General features: G+C 75.2%; 23 protein-coding genes. 14 read left to right on the top strand and 9 right to left on the bottom strand.

The genetic code is table 11. The features are described 5' to 3' along the window. The 3 genes from ACFSBI_RS13795 to ACFSBI_RS13785 all read left to right on the top strand — a co-directional run. Positions 1-186 (top strand): DAK2 domain-containing protein (locus ACFSBI_RS13795; RefSeq protein ID WP_377935883.1); only part of this gene is annotated, 186 nt, incomplete at its 5' end. Between the two features lie 2 nt (positions 187-188). After that, complete coding sequence (gene dhaM, locus ACFSBI_RS13790; RefSeq protein WP_377935881.1) at positions 189-842, top strand: dihydroxyacetone kinase phosphoryl donor subunit DhaM; 654 nt, start codon at positions 189-191, stop codon at positions 840-842. A gap of 166 nt (positions 843-1008) precedes the next feature. Then, positions 1009-1197 carry a hypothetical protein gene (locus ACFSBI_RS13785; RefSeq protein WP_377935879.1) on the top strand — a complete coding sequence of 63 codons (189 nt, stop codon included), beginning with the start codon at positions 1009-1011 and terminating at the stop codon, positions 1195-1197. 132 nt (positions 1198-1329) lie between these two features. On the opposite strand, the gene ACFSBI_RS13780 is transcribed toward ACFSBI_RS13785, so the two are convergent. Next, complete coding sequence (locus tag ACFSBI_RS13780) at positions 1330-2556, bottom strand: YihY/virulence factor BrkB family protein (RefSeq protein ID WP_377935877.1); 1227 nt, start codon at positions 2554-2556, stop codon at positions 1330-1332. A 126-nt stretch (positions 2557-2682) separates the two neighbouring features. Beyond that, positions 2683-3903 carry a YihY/virulence factor BrkB family protein gene (locus ACFSBI_RS13775; protein ID WP_377935875.1) on the bottom strand — a complete coding sequence of 407 codons (1221 nt, stop codon included), beginning with the start codon at positions 3901-3903 and terminating at the stop codon, positions 2683-2685. Positions 3904-4049: 146 nt separating this feature from the next. Between ACFSBI_RS13775 and ACFSBI_RS13770 the strand changes: the two genes are divergently transcribed. After that, complete coding sequence (locus tag ACFSBI_RS13770; protein ID WP_377935873.1) at positions 4050-4727, top strand: hypothetical protein; 678 nt, start codon at positions 4050-4052, stop codon at positions 4725-4727. A gap of 4 nt (positions 4728-4731) precedes the next feature. Here the strand turns inward: ACFSBI_RS13770 and ACFSBI_RS13765 are convergent, their stop codons facing one another. After that, positions 4732-5079, bottom strand: a complete 348-nt coding sequence (locus ACFSBI_RS13765) for a Fe-S oxidoreductase (RefSeq protein WP_377935871.1) — start codon at positions 5077-5079, stop codon at positions 4732-4734. A 43-nt stretch (positions 5080-5122) separates the two neighbouring features. Here ACFSBI_RS13765 and ACFSBI_RS13760 point away from each other — a divergent pair, with 43 nt between their 5' ends. The 6 genes from ACFSBI_RS13760 to ACFSBI_RS13735 all read left to right on the top strand — a co-directional run bounded on the left by ACFSBI_RS13760 (position 5123) and on the right by ACFSBI_RS13735 (position 11413). Next, positions 5123-6367, top strand: coding sequence for a kynureninase (locus ACFSBI_RS13760; protein WP_377935869.1), 1245 nt, complete (start codon positions 5123-5125; stop codon positions 6365-6367). Between the two features lie 113 nt (positions 6368-6480). Continuing rightward, a complete protein-coding gene (locus tag ACFSBI_RS13755; protein WP_465252518.1) occupies positions 6481-7284 on the top strand; it encodes an SDR family oxidoreductase in 804 nt (267 codons plus the stop codon). A gap of 2 nt (positions 7285-7286) precedes the next feature. Beyond that, positions 7287-8246: an SMP-30/gluconolactonase/LRE family protein gene (locus tag ACFSBI_RS13750; RefSeq protein ID WP_377935865.1), complete on the top strand. Its 960-nt coding sequence runs from the start codon at positions 7287-7289 to the stop codon at positions 8244-8246. 112 nt (positions 8247-8358) lie between these two features. Then, complete coding sequence (locus tag ACFSBI_RS13745) at positions 8359-9249, top strand: cytochrome c oxidase assembly protein (RefSeq protein ID WP_377935863.1); 891 nt, start codon at positions 8359-8361, stop codon at positions 9247-9249. Between the two features lie 95 nt (positions 9250-9344). After that, entirely contained in the window at positions 9345-10592 is a 1248-nt protein-coding gene (locus tag ACFSBI_RS13740) for an LCP family protein (RefSeq protein ID WP_377935861.1), read from the top strand. A gap of 62 nt (positions 10593-10654) precedes the next feature. Then, positions 10655-11413 (top strand): NUDIX domain-containing protein, encoded by a 759-nt coding sequence (locus ACFSBI_RS13735; protein WP_377935859.1) that lies wholly within the window; start codon positions 10655-10657, stop codon positions 11411-11413. Here ACFSBI_RS13735 and ACFSBI_RS13730 read toward each other — a convergent pair. From ACFSBI_RS13730 to ACFSBI_RS13720, 3 genes are read right to left on the bottom strand one after another with little or no spacing between them, the layout of a single operon-like run. Next, positions 11410-12153, bottom strand: coding sequence for an EI24 domain-containing protein (locus ACFSBI_RS13730; protein WP_377935857.1), 744 nt, complete (start codon positions 12151-12153; stop codon positions 11410-11412). The two genes, ACFSBI_RS13735 and ACFSBI_RS13730, sit on opposite strands and share 4 nt — an antisense overlap. Before the next feature lie 43 nt (positions 12154-12196). Continuing rightward, a complete protein-coding gene (locus ACFSBI_RS13725; protein ID WP_377935855.1) occupies positions 12197-12643 on the bottom strand; it encodes an NUDIX hydrolase in 447 nt (148 codons plus the stop codon). Further along, a complete protein-coding gene (locus tag ACFSBI_RS13720) occupies positions 12643-13413 on the bottom strand; it encodes an SDR family oxidoreductase (RefSeq protein ID WP_377935853.1) in 771 nt (256 codons plus the stop codon). Before ACFSBI_RS13720 ends, ACFSBI_RS13725 begins: the two co-directional genes overlap by 1 nt. A gap of 64 nt (positions 13414-13477) precedes the next feature. On the opposite strand from ACFSBI_RS13720, the gene ACFSBI_RS13715 reads away from it, so the two are divergent. From ACFSBI_RS13715 to ACFSBI_RS13700, 4 genes are all read left to right on the top strand, one after another. Beyond that, positions 13478-13990: an NfeD family protein gene (locus ACFSBI_RS13715; RefSeq protein WP_377935851.1), complete on the top strand. Its 513-nt coding sequence runs from the start codon at positions 13478-13480 to the stop codon at positions 13988-13990. Next, a complete protein-coding gene (locus ACFSBI_RS13710; RefSeq protein WP_377935849.1) occupies positions 13987-14961 on the top strand; it encodes an SPFH domain-containing protein in 975 nt (324 codons plus the stop codon). The genes ACFSBI_RS13715 and ACFSBI_RS13710 overlap by 4 nt, the downstream gene beginning before the upstream one ends. After that, on the top strand, positions 14958-15680 hold the full coding sequence (locus tag ACFSBI_RS13705; protein ID WP_377935847.1) for a glycerophosphodiester phosphodiesterase family protein: 723 nt from the start codon (positions 14958-14960) through the stop codon (positions 15678-15680). Before ACFSBI_RS13710 ends, ACFSBI_RS13705 begins: the two co-directional genes overlap by 4 nt. Before the next feature lie 134 nt (positions 15681-15814). Beyond that, complete coding sequence (locus tag ACFSBI_RS13700; protein WP_377935845.1) at positions 15815-16186, top strand: RNA polymerase-binding protein RbpA; 372 nt, start codon at positions 15815-15817, stop codon at positions 16184-16186. An 81-nt stretch (positions 16187-16267) separates the two neighbouring features. Here the strand turns inward: ACFSBI_RS13700 and ACFSBI_RS13695 are convergent, their stop codons facing one another. The 3 genes from ACFSBI_RS13695 to ACFSBI_RS13685 are packed head-to-tail and all read right to left on the bottom strand — an operon-like array spanning position 16268 to position 21126. Further along, positions 16268-17047, bottom strand: coding sequence for a DNA-formamidopyrimidine glycosylase family protein (locus ACFSBI_RS13695; RefSeq protein WP_377935843.1), 780 nt, complete (start codon positions 17045-17047; stop codon positions 16268-16270). Beyond that, complete coding sequence (gene lnt, locus ACFSBI_RS13690; protein ID WP_377935841.1) at positions 17040-18659, bottom strand: apolipoprotein N-acyltransferase; 1620 nt, start codon at positions 18657-18659, stop codon at positions 17040-17042. The genes ACFSBI_RS13695 and lnt overlap by 8 nt, the downstream gene beginning before the upstream one ends. Beyond that, on the bottom strand, positions 18649-21126 hold the full coding sequence (locus ACFSBI_RS13685; RefSeq protein WP_377935840.1) for a DEAD/DEAH box helicase: 2478 nt from the start codon (positions 21124-21126) through the stop codon (positions 18649-18651). Before ACFSBI_RS13685 ends, lnt begins: the two co-directional genes overlap by 11 nt. Position 21127 lies beyond the last annotated feature (1 nt).

The following is a 21127-nucleotide window of genomic DNA, read 5'->3' as shown; positions in this document are numbered from 1 at the left end:
GACCCCGCCGCCGTGCTCGCGGCGGCGGCGGATGCGGCGGAGCGCGGCGCGGCGGCGACCGACCCGCTCGTGGCGCGCAAGGGGCGGGCGAGCTACCTGGGCGAGCGCGCCGCCGGGCACCGCGACCCCGGCGCGCAGTCGTCCGCCTACCAGCTGCGGGCGGCGGCGGACGCGGCGAGGGGCTGATCGTGGGCGTCGGGCTCGTGTTCGTGTCGCACAGCGCCCTGATCGCCGAGGGCCTCGTGCAGCTGGCGGCGCAGATGGCGCCGGACGTGCGCCTGCTCGCAGCCGGCGGGGACGACGACGGCGGGATCGGCACGAGCGCCACGCGGGTGGAGGAGGCGATCCGCGCGGCCGACGGCGGCGACGGCGTCGCCGTGCTCGGCGACCTCGGCAGCGCGATCCTCACCGCCGAGACGGTCGTCGAGCTGCTCGACGACCCGCCCGCGGCCGGCGTCCGCGTGCTCGACCGTCCGCTCGCCGAGGGCGGCGTCGCCGCCGCGCTCGCGGCGCAGGCGGGCGACGGCCTCGACGCGGTCTGCCGGGCCGCGGCGGGGGAGCGGGCCGACGAGCCCGCGCCGGCCGCCGACGGGCTGTCACCCCTCGAGCGCGAGGTGGTGCTCGAGGACCCCGACGGCCTGCACGCGCGGCCCGCCGCGGACCTGGTGCGCACCGTGTCCGGGTTCGACGCGGCGGTGACCGTGCAGGGGACCGACGCGCGGAGCCTGCTCGCGGTCCTCGCGCTCGGGCTGCGGCAGGGCGCGCGCGTCCGCGTCGCCGCGACCGGCCCTGACGCGGACGCCGCGCTCCAGGCGGTCGCGGCGCTCCTCGAGCGCCGCTGACCGCGGCGCCGCGCGGCCCGGATACCCGCCCAGGACGGGCGGACGGGCACGCCACGCCGGGCGCTCCCGCCCCGCTGCGCGACCCCCGTTCGGGGGGTGGCGGAGCGCGCTGCGACGCGCCGGACGCCTCCCCGTCCGGGGGGTGCCGCGGTGCCAGCCTGACCGCGTGCTCACCTCCGTCGTCCTGATCCTCGCCGGCATCACCGCCTGGTGCGTCGCCGCCCTCGCCCTCGCCCTCGTCGTCGGGCCGCTCGTGCGGAAGGGGGACCGCAAGCAGGTGCAGAGCCTGCGTCCGGCCGCCTCGTTCGAGCCGCGGCCGGCGACGGGCGCGATCACGCTGCCGCTCGCCGGCTGAGACCTTCCGCCCCGGCGACCGACGAGGGTCGTCCGGGGCGGTCCGGACGGTGGGGCGCATCCCGGGCGACCTCACCCGTCGACGGGCGGGCGCACGACGCGGTGCGCCCGCCCGTTCAGCTCTCGGTGCTGCTCAGTCCTCGGTGCCCCGGGACTCGCGCAGGCGCCGCGCGCTCGCGACGGCCTTCTCGTGCTGCTGCGCCTTCTTGTCCGACTGCCGGGTGTCGCGCGGCGGCAGCTGGATCTGCTCCTCCGCCGCGATGCCGGCCTGCAGCTCGCGGCTGCGCTCGAGCTCCGCGTCGAACTCGGCGCCGAACAGCAGCGCCAGGTTCGTGATCCAGAGCCACAGCAGGAAGATCACGACGCCCGCGATCGGCCCGTACGACCGGCCGTAGCTGCCGCCGCCGGTGAACGACAGGTAGAGCCCGAGGCCGGTCGTGGCGAGGGCGAGCACGAAGAGCGCCACCACCGAGCCCGTGCTGGTCCACTTGAACTTCGGCTGCCGGATGTTCGGCGAGAAGTAGTAGAGGATCGCGACCGCCGCGATGGCGATGAGCACGAGGACCGGCCACTTCACGATCTGGAAGACCACGAGGCCGACGGGGCCGATGCCGATCAGGCCCGCCGCCTGCTCGAGGATCGGTCCGCCGGAGACGAGCAGCAGGCCGCCCAGCACGACGAGGACCACGACGACGACCGTCACGAACAGCTGCGTCGGCCGCAGCTTCCAGATCGGCCGCCCCTCCGGGATCGAGTAGATCCGGTTCATCGCCCGGCCGAAGGCCCCGACGTAGCCGGACGCGGACCAGAGCGCGCCGAGGATGCCGATCGCGAGCCCGATGCCGGGTGCGGGGGAGGCGGCTGCGTTCTGGACGAGCCCGCTGATCTGGTCGTAGGCCTGCGGGGGCAGTGCGGGCTGCAGGACCTCGTCCTGCAGGGTCCCGATCGCGTTCGGGTTCAGCAGGCCGAGGATCGAGACGATCGCGATGATGCCGGGGCCGAGGGCGAGCACGGCGTAGTAGACGAGGCTCGCGGCGAGATCGGTGCACTTGTCGTTGGAGAACTCGCGGAGGGTGGACTTCAGCGAGTAGCCGAGGGTCGGCTTGTGGAGGTCCTCGGGGCCCTCCGGCTTGGACGGGGCATCCGGGTCGGGGGCCTCGGCCGCCTGGTGCCGGGTCGACGCCGCGACGTCGTCCGGGGTGCCGACGCCGGAGCGCGCCGGTCGCCGCCCGCCCTGCGACCGTCCGCCGCGGGCGCGTCCGATGAGGGCGACCGCTCCGATGGCGGCGGCGGCCCCCGCCGAGATGCCCGCAGCGGTCGTCACCTCCTGGGCGGTCGACCTCGGTGTGCTCTCCGGCATGCCGGACCCCTTCCCTCGACCGGGCAATCGTGCAGGCCCGGGCTGACGGCGCGCTGTGGGCTGGTGCACATCGAGCGTTCGGCCCGTGTTCAGAGCCGGCGGAGGCTGCGTCGCGTCCCGCACCCGTCAGCCGACGCGACCCCGGGTCTCGCGGAGGCGGACCGCGGAGCGGATGGTCGCGTCCCGCCGCTCCGTGCGGCTCGTGACGTCGTCCGCGTCCCTCGGGGGCAGCTGGATGCGGTGCTCGGCCCGCATCCCGGCCTGCAGCTCGCGGGCGCGCTCGAGCTCCGCGTCGAGCTCCGCCCCGAGCAGCAGGGCGAGGTTCGTGAGGTAGAGCCAGAGCACGAAGACGACGACGCCGGCGACCGGGCCGTAGGTGCTGCCGAAGCCGCCGGCCACCGAGAGGTAGAGCGCGAACCCGGCGGTCGCGAGCGCCCAGGCGATCAGGGCGAGGACGGCGCCCGGGCTGGTCCAGCGGAAGCCGGGCTGCCGGACGTTCGACGCGAAGGAGTACAGGAGGGCGAGCGCCGTCGCGGCGATGAGGACGAGCAGCGGCCACCGCACGACCTGGAACACGACGAAGGCGGGTCCGGCGAGGCCCAGGGCGCTCGCGATCCGGGTCACGACGTCGCCGCCGGACGCGAGCAGCAGCGCGCCCGCCGCGGCCAGCAGCACGATCGCGATCGTCAGCGCGATCTGCTCGGGCCAGCGCCGCCACACCGGGCGGCCCTCCGCGACCTCGTAGACGCGGTTCAGCGCGCGCCCCATCGAGCGCACGTAGCCGGACGCGGACCAGAGGGCCCCCGCGATGCCGAGCGCGAGTCCGACGCCCGGCGCAGGGGTCTGCGACGCCGCGCGGATCACACTCGTGACGACGTCGTAGGTGCTCGGAGCGGTGGCCTGCACGGGCTGCAGCCGCTGCACCAGTGCGTCGACGGCGTCCGGGCTGAAGAAGCCGAAGATCGCGAGCACCACCAGCACGGCGGGCCCGACGGCCAGCACGGCGTGGTAGACGAGGGACCCCGCGAGATCGCTGCACCGGTCGGCCCGGAAGGCGAGGACGCTCTGGCGGAGCGCGAACCGGAGGGTCGGCCCGTGCAGATCCGTCGGGCTCCGCGGCTTGCCGGCCCAGTCCGGCGGCGGGGCCGACTCGGCGAGCCGCAGCGTCGCCCGCGAGTCGAGATCGGTGCGGCTCTGCCCGGGATCCCGGCGCGCCTCCCTGCGCTCCTGCCGCCGGTCCACGATCCGGCCGGCGGCCGCGGCGATCCCGACGGCTCCGGCGATCGCCGCGGTCAGCCGGGCCGCCGTCGCGACCTCGGCACCGGTCGTCCTGCTGCTCCCGCGCATCCGGCCTCCTCCCGCGCCGCTCCAGGATCCCCGGCCCCGCTCCACGGTCGCTCAGTCGGCGCTCGTCCACCGGGTTCACCGCGGGCGTCCAGCGGCGGCACCCCTCCGGCTGCGACCGTGGAGGGCCCGACCGGAAGGAGTGTCGAATGCCCCGCCTCGCCCGAACCCTCGTCGTCCCGGCCGCCGCCGTCGTGCTCGCCGCCGGCCTCACCGGCTGCGCGCAGGCCGCGAGCGGGAACACCACGCTGCCCGGTGCCGGCAGCGACCAGGTGGAGGGCGCGGCAGCCCCCGTCCGCTACTCGGGCCTGACCGGGACGACGCGGATCTCGCTCGACCCCGCCTTCACCTCCGCGCTCGACGAGGCCGACGTGCTGCCGCTCGCGGTGGGCGACGCCACCCTGCGGGGCGACGTGCTCGCGCTGCCCGTCACGGGCGGCTCCCTCACGGTGAACCGGTCGATCGGCGCGCGCGTCACCGTGGAGGGGAACCTCGAGCACCTGGGCTCCGGCCTCGTGCTGCGGGCGGACGGGACGACCGTCCGGATCTCGGACCTCGCGCTCGACGACCTCCGCGACGGCGGCGTGCTGACCGGCGACGTCGAGGTCGACGGCCGCTCCGTGGCCACCGGCATGCGCCTCTTCACGCTCGACGGCGGCACGACCTCGCCGATCGGTGCGGACGTGTCGTCCTCGTCGGTGCTGGACGGCTCGACCGTCCAGGTCGCGACGCCGCTCGCCGCCGTCCTCGCCACGGCCTTCGGGGCCGACGCCGTCCCGGCGGGCACGCGGCTCGGCACGGCGACGATCGACGTCCGGGGCCCCTGAGGGGTCAGCCCGCGGCGTAGCCGCCGTCCTCGAGCCCCGCCTCGACCTCGTAGCGGTTGCGTGCGGGATCGCGGCCCGCGAGCGCGTACCGGATCGGCATCGTGAGCCCGTGCCGCAGCCACTGCTGCCGGTGCACGGCCTCGTGCCGCAGCACGGCGGGGGAGTCGTTCGAGGCGGTCAGGTACACGCCCCCGACGGTGGTGCCCCCGCGGCCGAACGCCCAGCGGGGCAGCCCGGTCAGCACCACGAGCCCCGCCTCGCGCCGGACGCGGCCCCGGCTGAGCGGCAGGGCCCACGCGAGCGCGAACGCGGTCGCGACGAGGTAGCCGGCCCTCGTGATCCATCGGTGCACGGCTCCATGCTGCTGCAGCGCGGCGGTCCGGGAGGATGTCGGCGTGGAGGAACGGGTGCGGGAGCCGGACGTCGCAGCAGGGGCCGGCGCGCGTGCGGCCGCGCTCGACGAGGCCGATCCGCTGCGCCCCCTGCGGGACCGCTTCCTGCTGACCGACGAGGTCGTCGCCTACCTCGACGGCAACTCCCTCGGCCGGCCCCTGCAGGACACGGGGGAGCGGCTCGAGCGGTTCGCCCGGCAGCGCTGGGGCGCCCGGCTCATCCGCGGCTGGGACGAGGGGTGGATGGCGGAGCCGGAGCGGCTCGGCGACGAGCTCGGCCGCGTGGTCCTCGGGGCCGCGCCCGGGCAGACCGTCGTCGGCGACTCGACCTCCGTGCTGCTCTACAAGGCGATCAGGGCGGCGCTCGCCGCCCGGCCCGGCCGCGACGAGGTCGTGCTCGCCGCCGCCGACTTCCCCACCGACCGCTTCCTGCTGCAGGGGATCGCGGACGAGACCGGTGCACGCCTCGTGGCGCTCGACGCCCCGCACGACGGCGGGGTCGAGGTCGACCAGGTGGCCGAGGCGGTGGGGGAGCGGACCGCTGCCGTGGTGCTCAGCCACGTCGCCTACCGGTCCGCGGCCGTCGTCGACGCCGCGGCGGTGACCGCGGCCGCGCACGCCGCCGGGGCGCTGACGGTGTGGGACCTCAGCCACTCCGTCGGCGCGCTGCCGCTGCACCTCGACGACTGGCGGGTCGACCTCGCGGTCGGCTGCTCGTACAAGTACCTGAACGGCGGACCGGGCGCCCCCGCGTTCCTCTACGCCCGCCGCGACCTGCTGCCCGCGCTGCGGCAGCCGGTGCAGGGCTGGATGGGCGCCGCGGAGGTCTTCGCCATGGGGGAGCGGTACGAGCCGGACGCCGGGATCCGGCGCTTCCTCTCGGGCACGCCGCCGATCCTCGCGATGCGGCCGATCGCCGACATGCTCGCGCTGATCGACGAGGCGGGCATCGATGCGGTCCGCGCGAAGTCGAGCGCGCTCACGTCGTTCGCGATCGAGTGGTTCGACGCCGAGCTCGCGCCGCTCGGCGTGCGGCTCGCGTCGCCCCGCGACCCGGCACGACGCGGCAGCCACGTGACGATCGACCACGAGCGGTTCCGCGACGTCGTGCCCGCGCTGCAGCGTCGCGGCGTGATCCCCGACTTCCGCGGCCCGGACGGCCTGCGCATCGGGCTGTCGCCGCTCAGCACGTCGTTCACCGAGCTGCTGACGGGGCTCGAGGCGATCCGCGAGGAGCTGACGAGGTAGAGGGTCCGACCGGCTCGATCGCTGCTCAACCTGACATAATGTGCATTATCGGCTCGAAGGGATCGGGGCTCAGGAGGGCCCGCGCGGCCCGCCGATAATGTCCCTTATGTCAGATGCTGCCGAGGGGTGGCGCGCAGCCGCACCTCCAGTCGGCCTCTGGTAGCCATGACCCCGTGGCAGCGGAGCGCATCGCGATCGTGACCGGCGGCGGCAGCGGGATCGGCGCCGCGTGCGCGCGGGCGCTCGCGGCCGCCGGCTGGACCGTCGCCGTGGTCGGGCGACGGCGGGAGCCGCTCGAGGCGGTCGCGGCGGAGGCCGCCGGGGTCCACGCCTTCCCGGCGGACGTCACCGACGAGGCGCAGGTCGACCGCCTGTTCGACGACGTCGTCGCCCGCTTCGGCCGCCTGGACCTGCTGTTCAACAACGCGGGCCGGGGCGGCAGCACCGTCGAGATCGACGAGGTCGACGTGGACGAGTGGCGGCAGGTCGTGGACCTCAACGTCACCGGGACGTTCCTCTGCACCCGCGCGGCCTTCCGCGTGATGCGCGCGCAGGACCCGCAGGGCGGCCGCATCGTGAACAACGGCTCGATCTCGGCGCAGGTGCCGCGGCCGCTGTCCATCGCGTACACCGCGACCAAGCACGCCGTCACCGGGATGACGAGGTCGACGTCGCTCGACGGACGCCGCTTCGGCATCACCTGCGGGCAGATCGACATCGGCAACGCGGCGACGGACATGACCGAGGGCATGTCCGCGGGCGTGCTGCAGGCGGACTTCGAGCGGCGCCCCGAGCCGACCTTCTCCGTCGCCGATGTCGGCGCCTCGCTGGTCCACATGGCCTCGCTGCCACCCGGCGCGAACGTGCAGTGGCTCACCGTCGCGGCGGCCGGCATGCCGTTCATCGGGCGGGGCTGACCGTGGCGCAGCCCTCCCCCGGCGCGACCGCCGCCGCCTGGGACCGCGACCGCACGATCGTGCGCTTCCCCGACCCCGCGGTCGTCGTCGTCGACGAGCGCTTCCGCGACCTCGTGCCGTACCAGGAGGTCGTCGAGCGGCTCTGGACGGGCGCCCGGTGGCTCGAGGGGCCCGTGTGGTTCGGCGACCGCGGCGAGCTGCTCGTCTCGGACATCCCGAACGACCGCATCCTGCGCTGGTCCGAGGCGGACGGGCAGGTGCGGGACTATCGCTCCCCTTCGAACAACGCGAACGGGAGCACGCGCGACTGGCAGGGGCGGCTCGTCACGTGCGAGCACCTCACCCACCGCGTCACCCGCACCGAGCACGACGGCTCGATCACCGTGCTCGCCGACCGGTTCGAGGGCAGCCGGCTCAGCGCGCCGAACGACGTCGTCGTGAGCCGGGACGGCGCCGTCTGGTTCACGGACCCCGCCTGGGGACTGATGAGCATGTACGAGGGCGAGCGCGTGCCGGAGGAGCTGCCCTGCGCCGTCTACCGCGTCGACCCGGGCACGGGCGCGATCGAGGCGGTGATCACGGACATGGCGAGGCCGAACGGGATCGCCTTCTCCCCCGACGAGTCCGTGCTGTACGTCGTCGACACCCACATCCGCGCCTACGACATGGTCGACGGCAGACCGCGGGACGGCCGGTGGGTGATCGACATGGGCCGCGGCACGTCCGACGGCATGCGGGTCGACGTCGACGGCAGGATCTGGGCCGCAGCCGGGCGCGGCGGCGACGGGTACGACGGCGTGCACTGCTTCGCCCCGGACGGCGCGCTGCTCGGGATGATCCTGCTGCCCGAGACGGTCGCGAACCTCTGCTTCGGCGGGCCCAAGCGGAACCGGCTGTTCATCGCGGCGTCCCGGTCGATCTACTCGGTCTTCGTCGAGACGCAGGGCTGCCCGGGCGGCTGAGCGGAGCGCGGCCGGGACCGAGCTGGACGCGCCTACGATCCTGCGGTGCACGACCGGGACCGGTGCGGATGACGACGCGGACCGCTGACCGCTCCCCCGCTGCGGCGGCTCGATGATCCCGCCCGGCGTCGTCCCGCCGATCGGCGCCCTGCTCTCGCTCCGCCTGGATCCCTGGGCGCTCGGGCTCGCCGCCGTCGCGCTGATCGCCTACCTGGCCGGGGTGCGGCGCGTGCGGGCGCGCGGCGGTGCGTGGCCTTCTCGGCGCACGGTCGGCTTCGTGGCGGGCGGCCTCGGGGCCTACCTCCTCGTCTCGCTCGGGTTCCTCGGCGTGTACAGCGCCGACTCGCGCTGGGTGTTCGTCACCCGGGTGGCGCTGCTCGTCGTCGCCGTCCCCGCGCTCGTCGTGCTCGGCCGCCCCCTGTCGCTGCTCGAGGCCGCGACGTCGTCGGCGCGCGTGCACGCCCTGCGCGGGTCGCGGCTCGTCCGCGCGCTCGGCAGCCCGGTCGTGGCGCCGCTCGTGCCGCTCGCGGTCTTCGCGCTGCTGATCACGCCCGTCGCGGGCTGGCTGCGCACCACCGCGGGCGGCGGCGGCGCGGTCGACGTCGCCGTCCCGCTGCTGGGGCTCGCGGTCGCGGCCCCGCTCGCGGAGCCGCTGGTCGAGGCGTCGAGCCTGCGGATCACGGGCGAGTTCACCGTCGCCTTCGTGGAGCTCGTCGCGGACGCCCTGCCCGGCATCCTCATGCGGCTCGCCGCGACGGTGCTCGACGGCGTCGTGCACCGCGCCGCCGGCGCGCCGCTCTGGGTGCCGTCTCCGCTGCGCGACCAGCAGCTGGCGGGCGACCTGCTCTGGTGCCTGGCGGAGGCCGCCGACCTGCCGGCGCTGATCCTGCTGCTGCGGCGCTGGGTGCGCACGGACCGCAAGGAGGCGAAGCGCATCGACGACCTGAGCGACGAGGACTACGACGCGCTCACCCGGGCGCACCTGGGCGATCGCCGACCCTGAGACGCGTCGATGAAGATCCGCTGCGCGGGGCCTGAGGACGGCCCGCGGACGGCGCGTCGTTCGCGCCCGCCCGAGCACGGCGCCACAGTGCGGACGTGGCAGCACGCCGACCCCGGGTCGCCCCGCAGCACGCGCGGCGCGTCCCTCCCCTGCGCCGGGCGCTGCGCTCCGCCGTCCGGGTGACGGCGATCGCCGTCACGGTCCTGCTCGTCAGCGGCGCGGGCGTCGCGGCGGTCTGGCTGCACACGCTCGACGCCGAGGTGGCGTCCCACGCGGTCGCCCTGCACCAGTCGCCGGAGCAGCAGCGGGCGCAGCCGCTCAGCGGCGCGTTCAACGTGCTGCTCGTCGGCGCCGACAACGCGAGCGGCCAGCACGGCTTCGGGGCGTCGCGGCAGTCGACCCAGAACGACGTCGACATCCTGCTGCACGTCGCGGCCGACCACCGCAGCGGCGTCGTGCTGAGCATGCCGCGGGACACGATCGTCGACCACCCGGCCTGCGTCGCGGACGACGGCTCGCAGGTCCCGGCGGAGGCCGCGCAGCCGCTGAACATCGACCTGATGCGCGGCGGCCTCGGCTGCGTGGTGACCACGGTGCAGCACCTGACCGGGCTGACGATCCCCTACGCGGCCGAGTTCAGCTTCCAGGGCACGATCGCGATGGCCGACGCCGTAGGCGGGGTGCCCGTCTGCGTCAGCCGCGCGATCGACGACCCGGACTCGGGGCTCCGCCTGCCCGCCGGCCGGTCGGTCGTCACCGGCCGCACCGCGCTCGCCTACCTGCGCGACCGGCACGGCGTCGGCGACGGCAGCGACCTGGCCCGGATCTCGTCGCAGCAGGCGTACATGTCGTCGCTGCTGCGGCAGGCGACGAGCGAGGGCACCCTGACGGACCCGGCGAAGCTCTTCGCCCTCGCCGAGCAGACGGCGAAGAACGTCTCGCTGTCCACGTCCATGGCGAAGCCGGACGTGCTCGTCGGGATGATGGCGGCGCTGCTGCAGGTCCCGCTGCACGACCTGTCGCTCGTGCAGCTGCCGACGGTGCCCTACCCGGCGAACCCGAACAAGGTGATGCCGGACCCGGCGCTGACCGCGGTCCTGCTGAAGCACCTGCAGCACGACACCCCGGTCGTGCTCGCCCGCGGCACCCACGGCTACGCGACCGACGTCACCTCGACCGGATCGACGACGCGCAGCACGGCGTCGCCCTCGCCCTCGGCCTCGGCCTCGGGCTCGCCGAGCGGCGGCGCGACCACCGCGCCGACGAAGCACGACGCGCCGATCAGCGGGCTGAGCGGTCAGACCGCGAGCGAGAGCACCTGCTCGGTCGCCGCGTCCGGCTGACCCGGCCCCGTTCCGCGGGGCCCTTCCGGGAACGCCCGGGCGCCGGGTGGCACGCTGCCGGGGTGCCCGTCCACGACAACGCCGCGCTGACCGCCGACACCGTGCTGCTCGCCTCGGCGGGCGGCACCGACCACGTCCTGCTCGTCCGGCGCGGCGGCGAGCCGTTCGCCGGGCGCTGGGCGTTCCCCGGCGGGTTCGTCGAGCCCGACGAGATCCTCGAGGACGGCGCGCGGCGCGAGCTCGAGGAGGAGACCGGCCTCCACCTCGACGTTCCGCTCGCGCAGCTCGGGGCCTACGGCGCGCCCGGCCGCGACCCGCGGGGCCGCGTGGTCAGCGTCGCCTGGTGGGCGCGCCTGACGACGGTCGACGCCGCCGCCGCGCTGCCCGCGGTCTCCGGTGGCGACGACGCGGCCGACGCGCACTGGGTGCCCGTCGCGCAGGTGCTGGCCGACGACGCGCTCGCCTTCGACCACGCCGGGATCCTGAGGGACGCGCTCGCCGCCGACGCGGCGCTGCACCCCGCCGCCGGGATCGCCGTGCGCTTCGACCTGCCCGACGCCGACGCGCTCGCGGTCTTCGACGCGCAGGTCGCCGAGCTGCTGCCCGGGATCCGGGCGGAGGAGCCCGGCACGCTCACCTACGCGGTGCACGAGGTGGCGGACGCACCGCTCGCCCGGCTGTTCTTCGAGACGTACACGGCGACGGGGCACGCCGACCACGAGGCGCGGCCGCAGACCGCGCGGTTCCTCGAGCGCATCGGCGAGCTGGTCGACGGCGTCCGCGTCGAGCACCTGGTCCAGCGGGACGCGGTCCGCCGCTAGCGCGCCGCCGCGAGCGCCGCGCGGGTGAGACGCACCGCTCCCCCGACCGCGGCGGGCGTCGCGACGACCGCCCCGAGCGGGATGAGGAACAGCAGGTAGACGGCGACCCCGAAGCCGAGCGCCCGGGCCCGGCACCCCCGCAGCGCGGCCCGGCGCCCCGCGAGCCCGATGCCCCGGGCGTCGAAGGGGGTGCCCGTCAGCTCGAGGGCGAGCAGGCGGCCGCCGAGGACCGCGCCGACCACGGTCGCGATCGCGGCGCCCGCCACGGGCGCCAGCCCGGGCAGCAGCACGAGCACGCCGACGCCGACGGAGGCGAGGGTGAGCCGCGCGCCGTCCCGCGCGGCGCGGGCGAGCCCGGGCAGCAGCGGCACGTCGCGCGCCTCGGGCGGGTCGCCGAGGTGCTCCTCCATCCCGCGGCTGATCCGCTCGTAGAACGGGTCGGCGACCGTCAGCACGACCGCCGTGAAGGTGAGCGCGGCGACCACGAGCGCGACGACGAGCAGCGCCAGCGCGGCGAGCCCGCGCACGACGGTCCGCCACGGGTCGACCCACTCCGCCGCGAACGGCGTGACCGCGGCGGCCAGCCCGTCGAGCGCGACGAGCAGCCAGATCAGCAGGCCCGCCCACACCGCCCCGACGATCAGCGCGGGCACCGCGCCGAGCAGCATCAGCCGCGGGTGCGTCAGCCAGAAGCGGAAGCCGCCGCCGAGGTCGCCGATCCCGGCCAGGAAGGAGCGCACCGCCCCATGCTCCCGCACGGGACGCCCGGTCCGCCGGACCGGGTCAGAGGCGGGCGAGCCCCGCCCGGATCAGGTCCGGCAGGTCCGCCGGCTCGTACGCCTCGCCCGAGGCCTCGAGCTCGTCCGCGGACCACCAGCGGGTGCCGACGATGTCGACCAGCTCGTCCGGCATCCGCTCCGCGTCGCTCGGGTCGAACCGCTCGGTGCGGAGCGCGAACCACGCCCAGTGCCCCGTCTCGTACGGGTGCCAGCGAGTGTCGACCGGGCCGTCGTAGCGGTGGAACTCCTCGCCGACCGAGTCGACCACGAGGCCGGTCTCCTCCCGCAGCTCGCGCACGCCCGCCTCGCCGAAGCCCTCCCCCGGGTCCACTCCCCCGCCGGGGGTGATCCAGCGCGGCGGCACCGCGTGGTCCTTGCCGTAGGTGAGGAACAGCAGCACGCGGTCGTCCGCGTCGGCGACGACCAGCCGGGCGGTGGAGCGCTCCGCCATCAGTCGATCGGGCCGAAGCTCGACACGTCGCCGACCAGCCGCAGGTGGCCGACCGGGATGTCCTCGAGCGCCGCGGCCGTGATCTCCTGCGCGAACTCCTGGACGGAGTAGAGGCGCCCGGCCGCCTCGCGCCGGGCGTCGAGCGCACCCGGGTTCGCCCGGTTCAGCAGCTGCGCGGTCACCGTGCCCTCGATCATGTCGCCGGACACCACGACGAAGCCGATCCCCCGCTCGGTCAGCGCGGGGACGCGCTCGCGCAGCGCGTCCTCGCCGGCACGCTTGCTGCGGGCGACCGGCTCGTACTCGGGCATCGTCGGCGTCGAGCGGATGAAGTGCGCCTGGTGGCTCGTGACGAAGACGACGCGGGAGCCGGAGTCCATGAGCGGCACGGCGGCCTCGAGCACCCGCACCTGCGCGTCGCGGTTCAGCTGCAGCGCGTAGTCCTCGGCGGCACCCGCCTCCATCCCGCCGGAGGCGTTCAGCACGAGCAGGTCGAGCCCGCCCCAGGCGGACGAGACCTCGCGGAACATCGCCTCGACGCTCGCGTCGTCGGTGAGGTCGGCGCGGACGACGAGCGCCTGCCCGCCGGCGTCGCGGACCTTCTGCGCGACCGCCTCGGCACGGCGTGCCTTCTTCTCGTCGCGGTAGTTGACGACGACGTCGAAGCCGTGCCGCGCCAGCAGCACGGCGGTGTCCGCCCCGATGCCCCGGCCGGAGCCGGTGATGAGGGCGCGGTCACGAGGGGCGGGCGTCGCATCGGCGTCGGTCACGACCGAAGAACCTATCGCGCGCCCTCCCGGTGCTACCGTCGAGTACCCGACTCACGGAGGAGCCGTGTTCCCCGACCTGTTCGCGTACACGTGGCTGCTCTGGCTGGTGATCGCGGTCGGCGCCGTCGTCCTCGAGCTGCTGACGCTGAACCTCGTGTTCCTGATGATCGCGATCGGCAGCCTGGTCGGCGGGCTCGGCACCTGGCTGCTCGGCTGGTCGTGGCCCCTGCAGGTCGTCGCCGCCGCCGTCCTCTCGGGCCTGCTGGTGTTCGCGGTCCGGCCGCTGCTCTACCGGCTGCTCGTGCACGGCCGCGAGCCGCACCGCACCAACGTCGACGCCCTGTCCGGCATGTCCGCGCGCGCGACCACGGTGTTCGCGGAGGGCACGGGCTACGCCCGGCTCGCCAACGGCGAGACGTGGACGGCGCGGCTCGACGACGCGCACGAGCACGCGGAGGTCGGCGCGGGCGCACGGCTCACGGTCGTCGCCATCGAGGGCGCGACCGCCGTCGTCGCCCCCGCCGCCCCACGATCCGCCACCACCGCCCCGACCGGCGAAGGAGACCCCGCCACATGATCGATGCCGGAGCCTTCATCGGCCAGCTGTTCCTGATCGTCCTCGCGATCGTCGTCGTCATCTTCGTGATCGTCGTGCTCACGCGCGCGGTCCGGGTGATCCCGCAGGCCCGCGCCGGCGTCGTGGAGCGGCTCGGCCGGTACCACAAGACCCTCTCGCCCGGGCTGAACCTGCTGATCCCCTTCATCGACCGGCTGGTGCCGCTGCTCGACCTGCGCGAGCAGGTGGTCTCGTTCCCGCCCCAGCCGGTGATCACCGAGGACAACCTCGTCGTCTCCATCGACACCGTCGTCTACTTCCAGGTCACCGACGCGCGTGCGGCCACCTACGAGATCGCGAACTACCTCGTCGCGGTCGAGCAGCTCACCACCACCACCCTGCGCAACGTGGTGGGCGGGCTGAACCTCGAGGAGGCGCTCACCAGCCGCGACAACATCAACGGGCAGCTGCGCGTCGTGCTGGACGAGGCCACCGGCAAGTGGGGCATCCGCGTCAACCGCGTGGAGCTGAAGTCGATCGAGCCGCCCGCCTCCATCCAGGACTCGATGGAGCAGCAGATGCGCGCCGAGCGGAGCCGCCGGGCGCAGATCCTCACCGCGGAGGGCACGAAGCAGTCGGCGATCCTGCAGGCCGAGGGCGAGCGGCAGTCCGCGATCCTCTCCGCCGAGGGCGAGGCGAAGGCCCGCGTCCTGCGGGCCGAGGGCGAGGCGAAGGCCATCACCACGGTCTTCCAGGCGATCCACGACGGGAAGCCGGACTCGCCGCTGCTCGCCTACCAGTACCTGCAGACGCTGCCGAAGATCGCCGAGAAGGACTCGAACAAGCTCTGGATCGTCCCGTCCGAGCTGACGGAGGCGCTGAAGGGCATCGGCGGCGCCTTCGGGCGGGGCCTCGCGGAGGCGGGCGGCGCGCCCGCCTCCGACGCCGGCTCCTCCGTGCGCCCGCCCGCTCCCCCGGCATCCGACGCGTGAGCGGAGCGGGATGGTTCGTCGGCCCGCTGCCCCGGATCATCGCGCACCGCGGGCTCGCGCTCGAGGCGCCCGAGAACTCCGTGGAGGCGTTCCGGGCCGCGCTGGCCGCCGGGGCCACCCACCTCGAGACGGACGTCCGCGCGACCGCCGACGGGCACGCCGTGCTGGCGCACGACCCGCGCCTCGCCGGCCGCGAGGTCGCTTCGACCTCGCTCGCCGATCTGCGGGCCGCGCATCCCGCGCTCTGCACCCTCGGCGAGGCGCTGGCGGCCTGCCCGGACGCCCCGTTCAACGTGGACGTGAAGCACCCCGCGGCCGCGGGGCCCGCGGCACGGGCCGTGCTCGCCGCGCACGCGACCTCCCGGGTGCTGATCGCGTCGTTCTCGCGCCGCCGCCGCCTCGCGGCCCTGCGGGCGCTGCCCGGCGCGCCGACCTCGGTGTCCGCGGCGTCGGTCGCGCTGATCGTGCTCGGCGTGCGCCTGCGCCTGCCGGCCCTGCTCGCCCTCGCCGTCCGCGGCGTGCAGGCGGTGCAGGTGCCCGAGCAGGCGCTCCGCACCGACCTGATGACGCCGTGGACGATCGCGGAGCTGCGCCGCAGCGGCGCGGAGCTGCACGTCTGGGTGGTGAACGACCCGGTCCGGATGCGCCAGCTGGTGGCCCGCGGCGTCGACGGGATCGTCACCGACCGCGCCGATCTGGCCCGGGACGCGCTCCGCTGATCGCCGTCGCATCGGGTCCGCGATTGTTCGCGTGGCATTCAGAGGCACTGGGAAGGGCCTGAAAGGACCCGTTTCCGGAATCGTCCGCGCCGGATCACCGTTATACCGGTGACGTCGGGGAGAGGGGTTTTCACATGGCAGATCGCAGTCTGCGCGGAATGCGGCTGGGCGGGCAGAGCCTGCAGAGCGAGGAGGGCGTCGTGTTCTCGGAGCGGACGGTGCGCGAGTACCGGGCCGCGGACGGGACGACGTTCTCCGTGACGTTCGCGGCGGAGGCCGAGATCCCGGAGCGCTGGACGAGCCCGCGCACCGGGCTCGAGGGCCAGCTGCTCGAGGAGGACGGGACGCTCGCGAAGTCGACCGCGAAGGCGGAGAAGCCGGCGCGCACCCACTGGGACATGCTGCTCGAGCGGCGCACGCGCGCCGAGCTGGAGGAGCTGCTCGAGGAGCGGCTGCAGTACCTCCGCGCCCGCCGCGGCAAGGCGAACGACCAGAAGGCGTCGTAGCCTCCGCGCCGGATCCAGCATCCCGCTGCGCCGCACGCGATCGATCGCGTGCGGCGCAGCGGCGTCTGCGGCCGGTCCCGGTCAGCGGGGCTGGCAGCGGGGGCACCAGTAGGTGCGGCCGGGGTGCCGGCCGCGGCCGACGACGAGCGTGCCGCAGCGCTTGCAGGGGCGGCTCGCGCGGCCCACCACCCAGTGCTGCTCGCCGCGCCGCCGGTCGCCGGTCGTGACCTGGTAGGCCTCGGGGGTCGTCGCGCTGTGCCGCAGCGCGCGGGCCGCGAGCCGCACCAGCGGCTCGACGTCGACGTCGGCGACCGGGGCGTCCGGATGCACGCCGCGGAGGAAGCAGACCTCGTTGACCCAGAGGTTGCCGAGCCCGGCGAGGTTCCGCTGGTCGCGGATGGCCTCGAGCACGGGGCGTCGCGGGTCGCTGCCGACCCGCCGCACCGCCTCCGCCTCGTCCCAGTCGTCGCGGAGCGGATCCGGCCCGAGGAAGCCCACCGCCTCGGCCTCGTCGCGGGTCGCGAGCAGCTGCACGATCGGCAGCGAGATCCCCCACGCGGTCGGCCCGTCGACGAGCGCGAGCCGCACCCGGACGTCCGGCCGCACCCGCGCCGGCACCGCGCGGCCCGGACGCGTCACGGTCCACGACCCGTCGAGCCGCAGGTGGGTGTGGAGCGTCAGGCCGCCCGAGAAGCGCTGCAGCAGGTGCTTGCCGTGCGTCTCGTGGGCGGTGAGCGTGCGGCCCGAGAGGTCGGCGCGGGCGTGCTGCGGCACCCGCAGCTCCCCCGCGGCGAGCACCCCGCCGTCGAGCGCGGCGCGGAGCCGGGCGGCGAGCCGGAAGACGGAGTCGCCCTCAGGCACCGCGGCGGGCGAGCGGCCGGGCGAGCAGCGACGCGATGAGCGGCAGCAGCGCGCCGAGCAGGGCGATCGTCGCGCCGAGGGCGACGCCGAACGCGACCGCCGGCGTGATCCCGTTCGCGAGCGGCACCTCGGCGATCACCGTCTGCGGGGTGAAGGGCTTCGAGGCGGCGATGGTCGACCCGTCCGGAGCGATCGCCGTCGTCGAGGCGACCGTGGAGGCGGTCACCATCGCCCGGCCCGTCTCGATCGCCCGCAGCCGCGCGATCGCGAGCTGCTGGTCGTGCTCGTCGGTCTCGCCGAAGTCCGCGTTGTTCGTCTGGCCGACGAGCAGCTGCGCCCCGTCCTGCACGGAGCCGAGGATCAGCCCGTCGTCCACGATGTCGAAGCAGATGTCCACCCCGACCTTCGCCCGCCCGACGTCGATCACCGGCGAGCGCTGCCCGATCGCGTAGTCGCGGCCGATCATCGCGAGCAGCGACGGCGCGAACGGCGTCCAGAACGCGCGATCGGGCACGTACTCCGCGAACGGGACCGGGTGCACCTTGTCGTACCACTCGACGATGCCGGCGCCGGCGACCCAGAGCAGGCTGGTGTTGTAGTCGACGCCGTCCCGCTCGGTGATCGCACCGGTCAGCAGCGGGGCGCCGACCCCGCGCGCCACGACCTCGAGCTGCTGCTGCACCCCGGGGTCGCGGAACGGGTCGAACATCGCCGCGCCCTCCGGCCACACCACGAGGTCGACGCCCTGCCCGACCGCGGCGCCGGTCGCGCGGACCGTCGCCTCCAGGTTCTGCTGCGGATCGTTCTTCGGATCGAAGTAGCCGGCGTGCGTGTCCGGCTGCACCGCGGCGATCCGCATGAAGCCCGTGACGCTGATCGGGAACGACGGGATGCCGAGCAGCACCACCGCGGGCAGCAGCGCGGCGACCAGCAGGCGCGGCAGCACCGAGGCGGCGCGGTCCGGCTTGAGCGCCGCGAAGTCGCGCCGCGGCTCGGTGATCAGGGCGACGCCGACCGCGGTGAGCCACACGAGCAGGAAGGACAGCCCGGACAGCCCGAACCAGGCGGCGAGCGGCGCGAAGGGGCTCGTCGACTGGCTGAGGGAGAAGCGGCCCCACGCGAAGCCGCCGTAGGGCCAGGTGCCGGCGACGACCTCGCGCGACGTCCACGCCGCCGCGACGACGAGCGGGACGAGCACGAGCCGGCCCCAGCGGTCCGGCCAGAGCAGCGGGACCGCCCGGTACGCGAGCGCGATGAGGCCCGCGCCGGCGGCCACGAGCAGCGCCTGGAGGACGCCGAGGGCGAGGAGCGGGATCGGCCCGAGGAAGAGGGTGAGCCAGTCGATCAGCGTCAGCCAGAAGGCGAGGCCGAAGACGAAGCCGGTCAGCGCCCCGCTCCAGAACCCCCTCCCCCGCAGCGCGACCAGCACGCCGCCCACGCCGACGAAGGCGAGGACCCAGACGTTCGGCGCGGGGAACGCCCAGCGGTAGACGAGCCCGGCGGCGGCCGCGACGAGCAGCGCGACCGGCAGCGGCAGCGCGAGGTGCGGCCGGGCGGAGCGGCGCGGGCGCCGGCCGGTGGGCGCGGGCCGCACCAGCAGGTCAGCCGACACTGGAGTAGCTCACGATGCCGCGGCGGATCGCGTCGATCGCCTGCTGGGCGGTGCGGGCCGTGCGGCCCTCGGACACCTGCACGATCTGGTCGAGCAGGTCGATCACCTGCTTCGTCCAGCGCACGAAGTCGCCGGCCTGCAGGTCGGCCTCGCGGAGCACCGCGTCGAGGCCGCCGCCGCGCGCCCACCGGTGCATCCCGCCGACGAGACCGGTCGACGGCGGCGTGGAGCCCGGCAGGCGGTGGCGCCGCTCCAGGTCGTCGAGGCGCTCCCACAGCCCCTCGAGCCGGTGCCAGGCGTCGCGGAACGGGCCGCGCGGGAGGAACCGCTCGTCCGCCGGTCCCTCCTCCCGCCGCGCCTCGAACACGAACACGGTCGCCAGCGCGGCGAAGGCCGGCACGTCGAGGCCGTCCCACACCCGCCGTCGCAGGCTCTCGGCGAGCAGCAGGTCGCGCTCGCCGTAGATGCGGGCGAGCGCCCGCCCGTGCACGGTCAGCGCGGGCGTGCCGTCCTCCCCGACGCGCAGGTAGTCCTCCGCGAGCAGCACCTCGACCACGCGGTCGAAGACGCGCGCGACAGCGCCGGTGCGGGTCGCGATCTGGTGCTGCACCGACTCGGTCTGTCGCTTCAGCCGCCACCAGCGCTCCGCCCAGCGCGACAGCTCCTCGCGCCGCGGCGAGGTGTGCGCGGGGTGCGCGCGCATGCGGCGGCGCAGGTCGGCGAGGTCCTGCTGCTGCCGCTCGCGCGCCTTCGCCGACCGGTCGCCCGGGCGCTTGCCCGCCTTCTCGAGGTCGCTGATCTCGCGCCGGATCGTCGCGTACTCGACGACGTCGCCAGAGCGGCCCGTGTCGTCGCGCATCGCCCGCTCGTAGCCGGCGAGCGACTCCTCCTGCTGCCGCACCTTCCGCGTCAGATCGACGACGGCGCGGTCGGCCTGGAACTGCGCGAACGACGACTCGAGGATCGAGCGCGTCCGGTCGCGGCCGAACCGCTCGATCAGGTTGACCGCCATGTTGTAGGTCGGCCGGAACGAGGAGTTCAGGGGGTAGGAGCGGCGGGAGGCGAGGGAGGCGATCGCCTGCGGATCGAGGCCCTCCTGCCAGCAGATGACGCTGTGGCCCTCGACGTCGATGCCGCGACGGCCCGCCCGGCCGGTCAGCTGCGTGTACTCCCCCGGTGTGATCGGCACCCGGGCCTCGCCGTTGAACTTCTCGAGCTTCTCGAGCACGACCGTGCGCGCGGGCATGTTGATGCCGAGCGCCAGCGTCTCGGTCGCGAAGACGACCTTCACCAGCTTGCGCTGGAACAGCTCCTCCACGACCTCCTTGAACGCGGGCAGCAGCCCCGCGTGGTGCGCGGCGACGCCCCGCTCCAGGCCCTCGAGCCAGTCCCAGTAGCCGAGCACCCCGAGGTCCTCGTCGAGCAGCGTGCGGCAGCGGTCGTCCACGACGGCCCGGATCTCCTCGCGCTCCCACGACTCCGTCAGCCGGACGCCGTCCCGCATCGCCTGCCGCACGGCGGCGTCGCACCCGGCGCGGCTGAACACGAAGAAGATCGCCGGCAGCAGGTGGTGCTCGTCGAGCATCCCCACGATCTCGCTGCGCGGCATGCCGTAGCCCCGGGGGTTCCCGCCCCGCGAGTGGCGACGGCCCACGTCCTGCAGCTGGCGCGTCGACAGGGTGCGGCCGCCCGAGCGCGCCATCTGCGCCAGCTCGGGGTTCACCCGGGCGGCGCCGCCGCTGGCGGCCTGCGTCGCGTCGAACAGGTCCACGAGCTTCGAGCGCATCAGCACGTGCTGCTCGAGCGGCACCGGGCGCTCCTCGGAGACGACGACCCGCGTCTCGCCGCGGACCGCCTGCAGCCAGGCGCCGAACTCCTCCGCGTTGGACACGGTCGCGGACAGGCTGACCAGTCGCACCTGCTGGGACAGGTGGATGATCACCTCCTCCCAGACCGCGCCGCGGAAGCGGTCGGCGAGGTAGTGCACCTCGTCCATCACGACGTACGCCAGGTCGTCGAGCAGGTCGCTGCCCGCGTAGAGCATGTTCCGCAGCACCTCGGTCGTCATCACGACCACGCGGGCGCGGGGGTTGACCGCGGTGTCGCCCGTGAGCAGGCCCACCTGCTCCGAGCCGTACAGCTCGACCAGCTCGCCGTACTTCTGGTTCGACAGCGCCTTCATCGGCGCCGTGTAGAAGACCTTGTCCCGCGGGCTCGCCATCGCGAGCCAGACGGCGAACTCCGCGACGATCGTCTTGCCCGCGCCGGTCGGCGCCGCCACCAGGACGCTGTCGCCGTCCTCCAGCGCGATGCAGCCCTCGACCTGAAACGGGTCGAGCTCGAAGGCGAGGGTCCGTCGGAAGGCCTCGACCGCGGGATGGGCGGTGCGCCGCCGGGACGCGGCGTACCGCTCCGCGGGCGACAGCACCGCCGCCCCGGCCGACGGATCCACCGGCCCGGGCACCACC

It is taken from the genome of Amnibacterium endophyticum, assembly GCF_042680685.1.
Lineage (GTDB): Bacteria > Actinomycetota > Actinomycetes > Actinomycetales > Microbacteriaceae > Amnibacterium > Amnibacterium endophyticum.
Note: the sequence above shows the minus strand (reverse complement) of the source record. Positions and strands in the feature narration are given on the sequence as shown.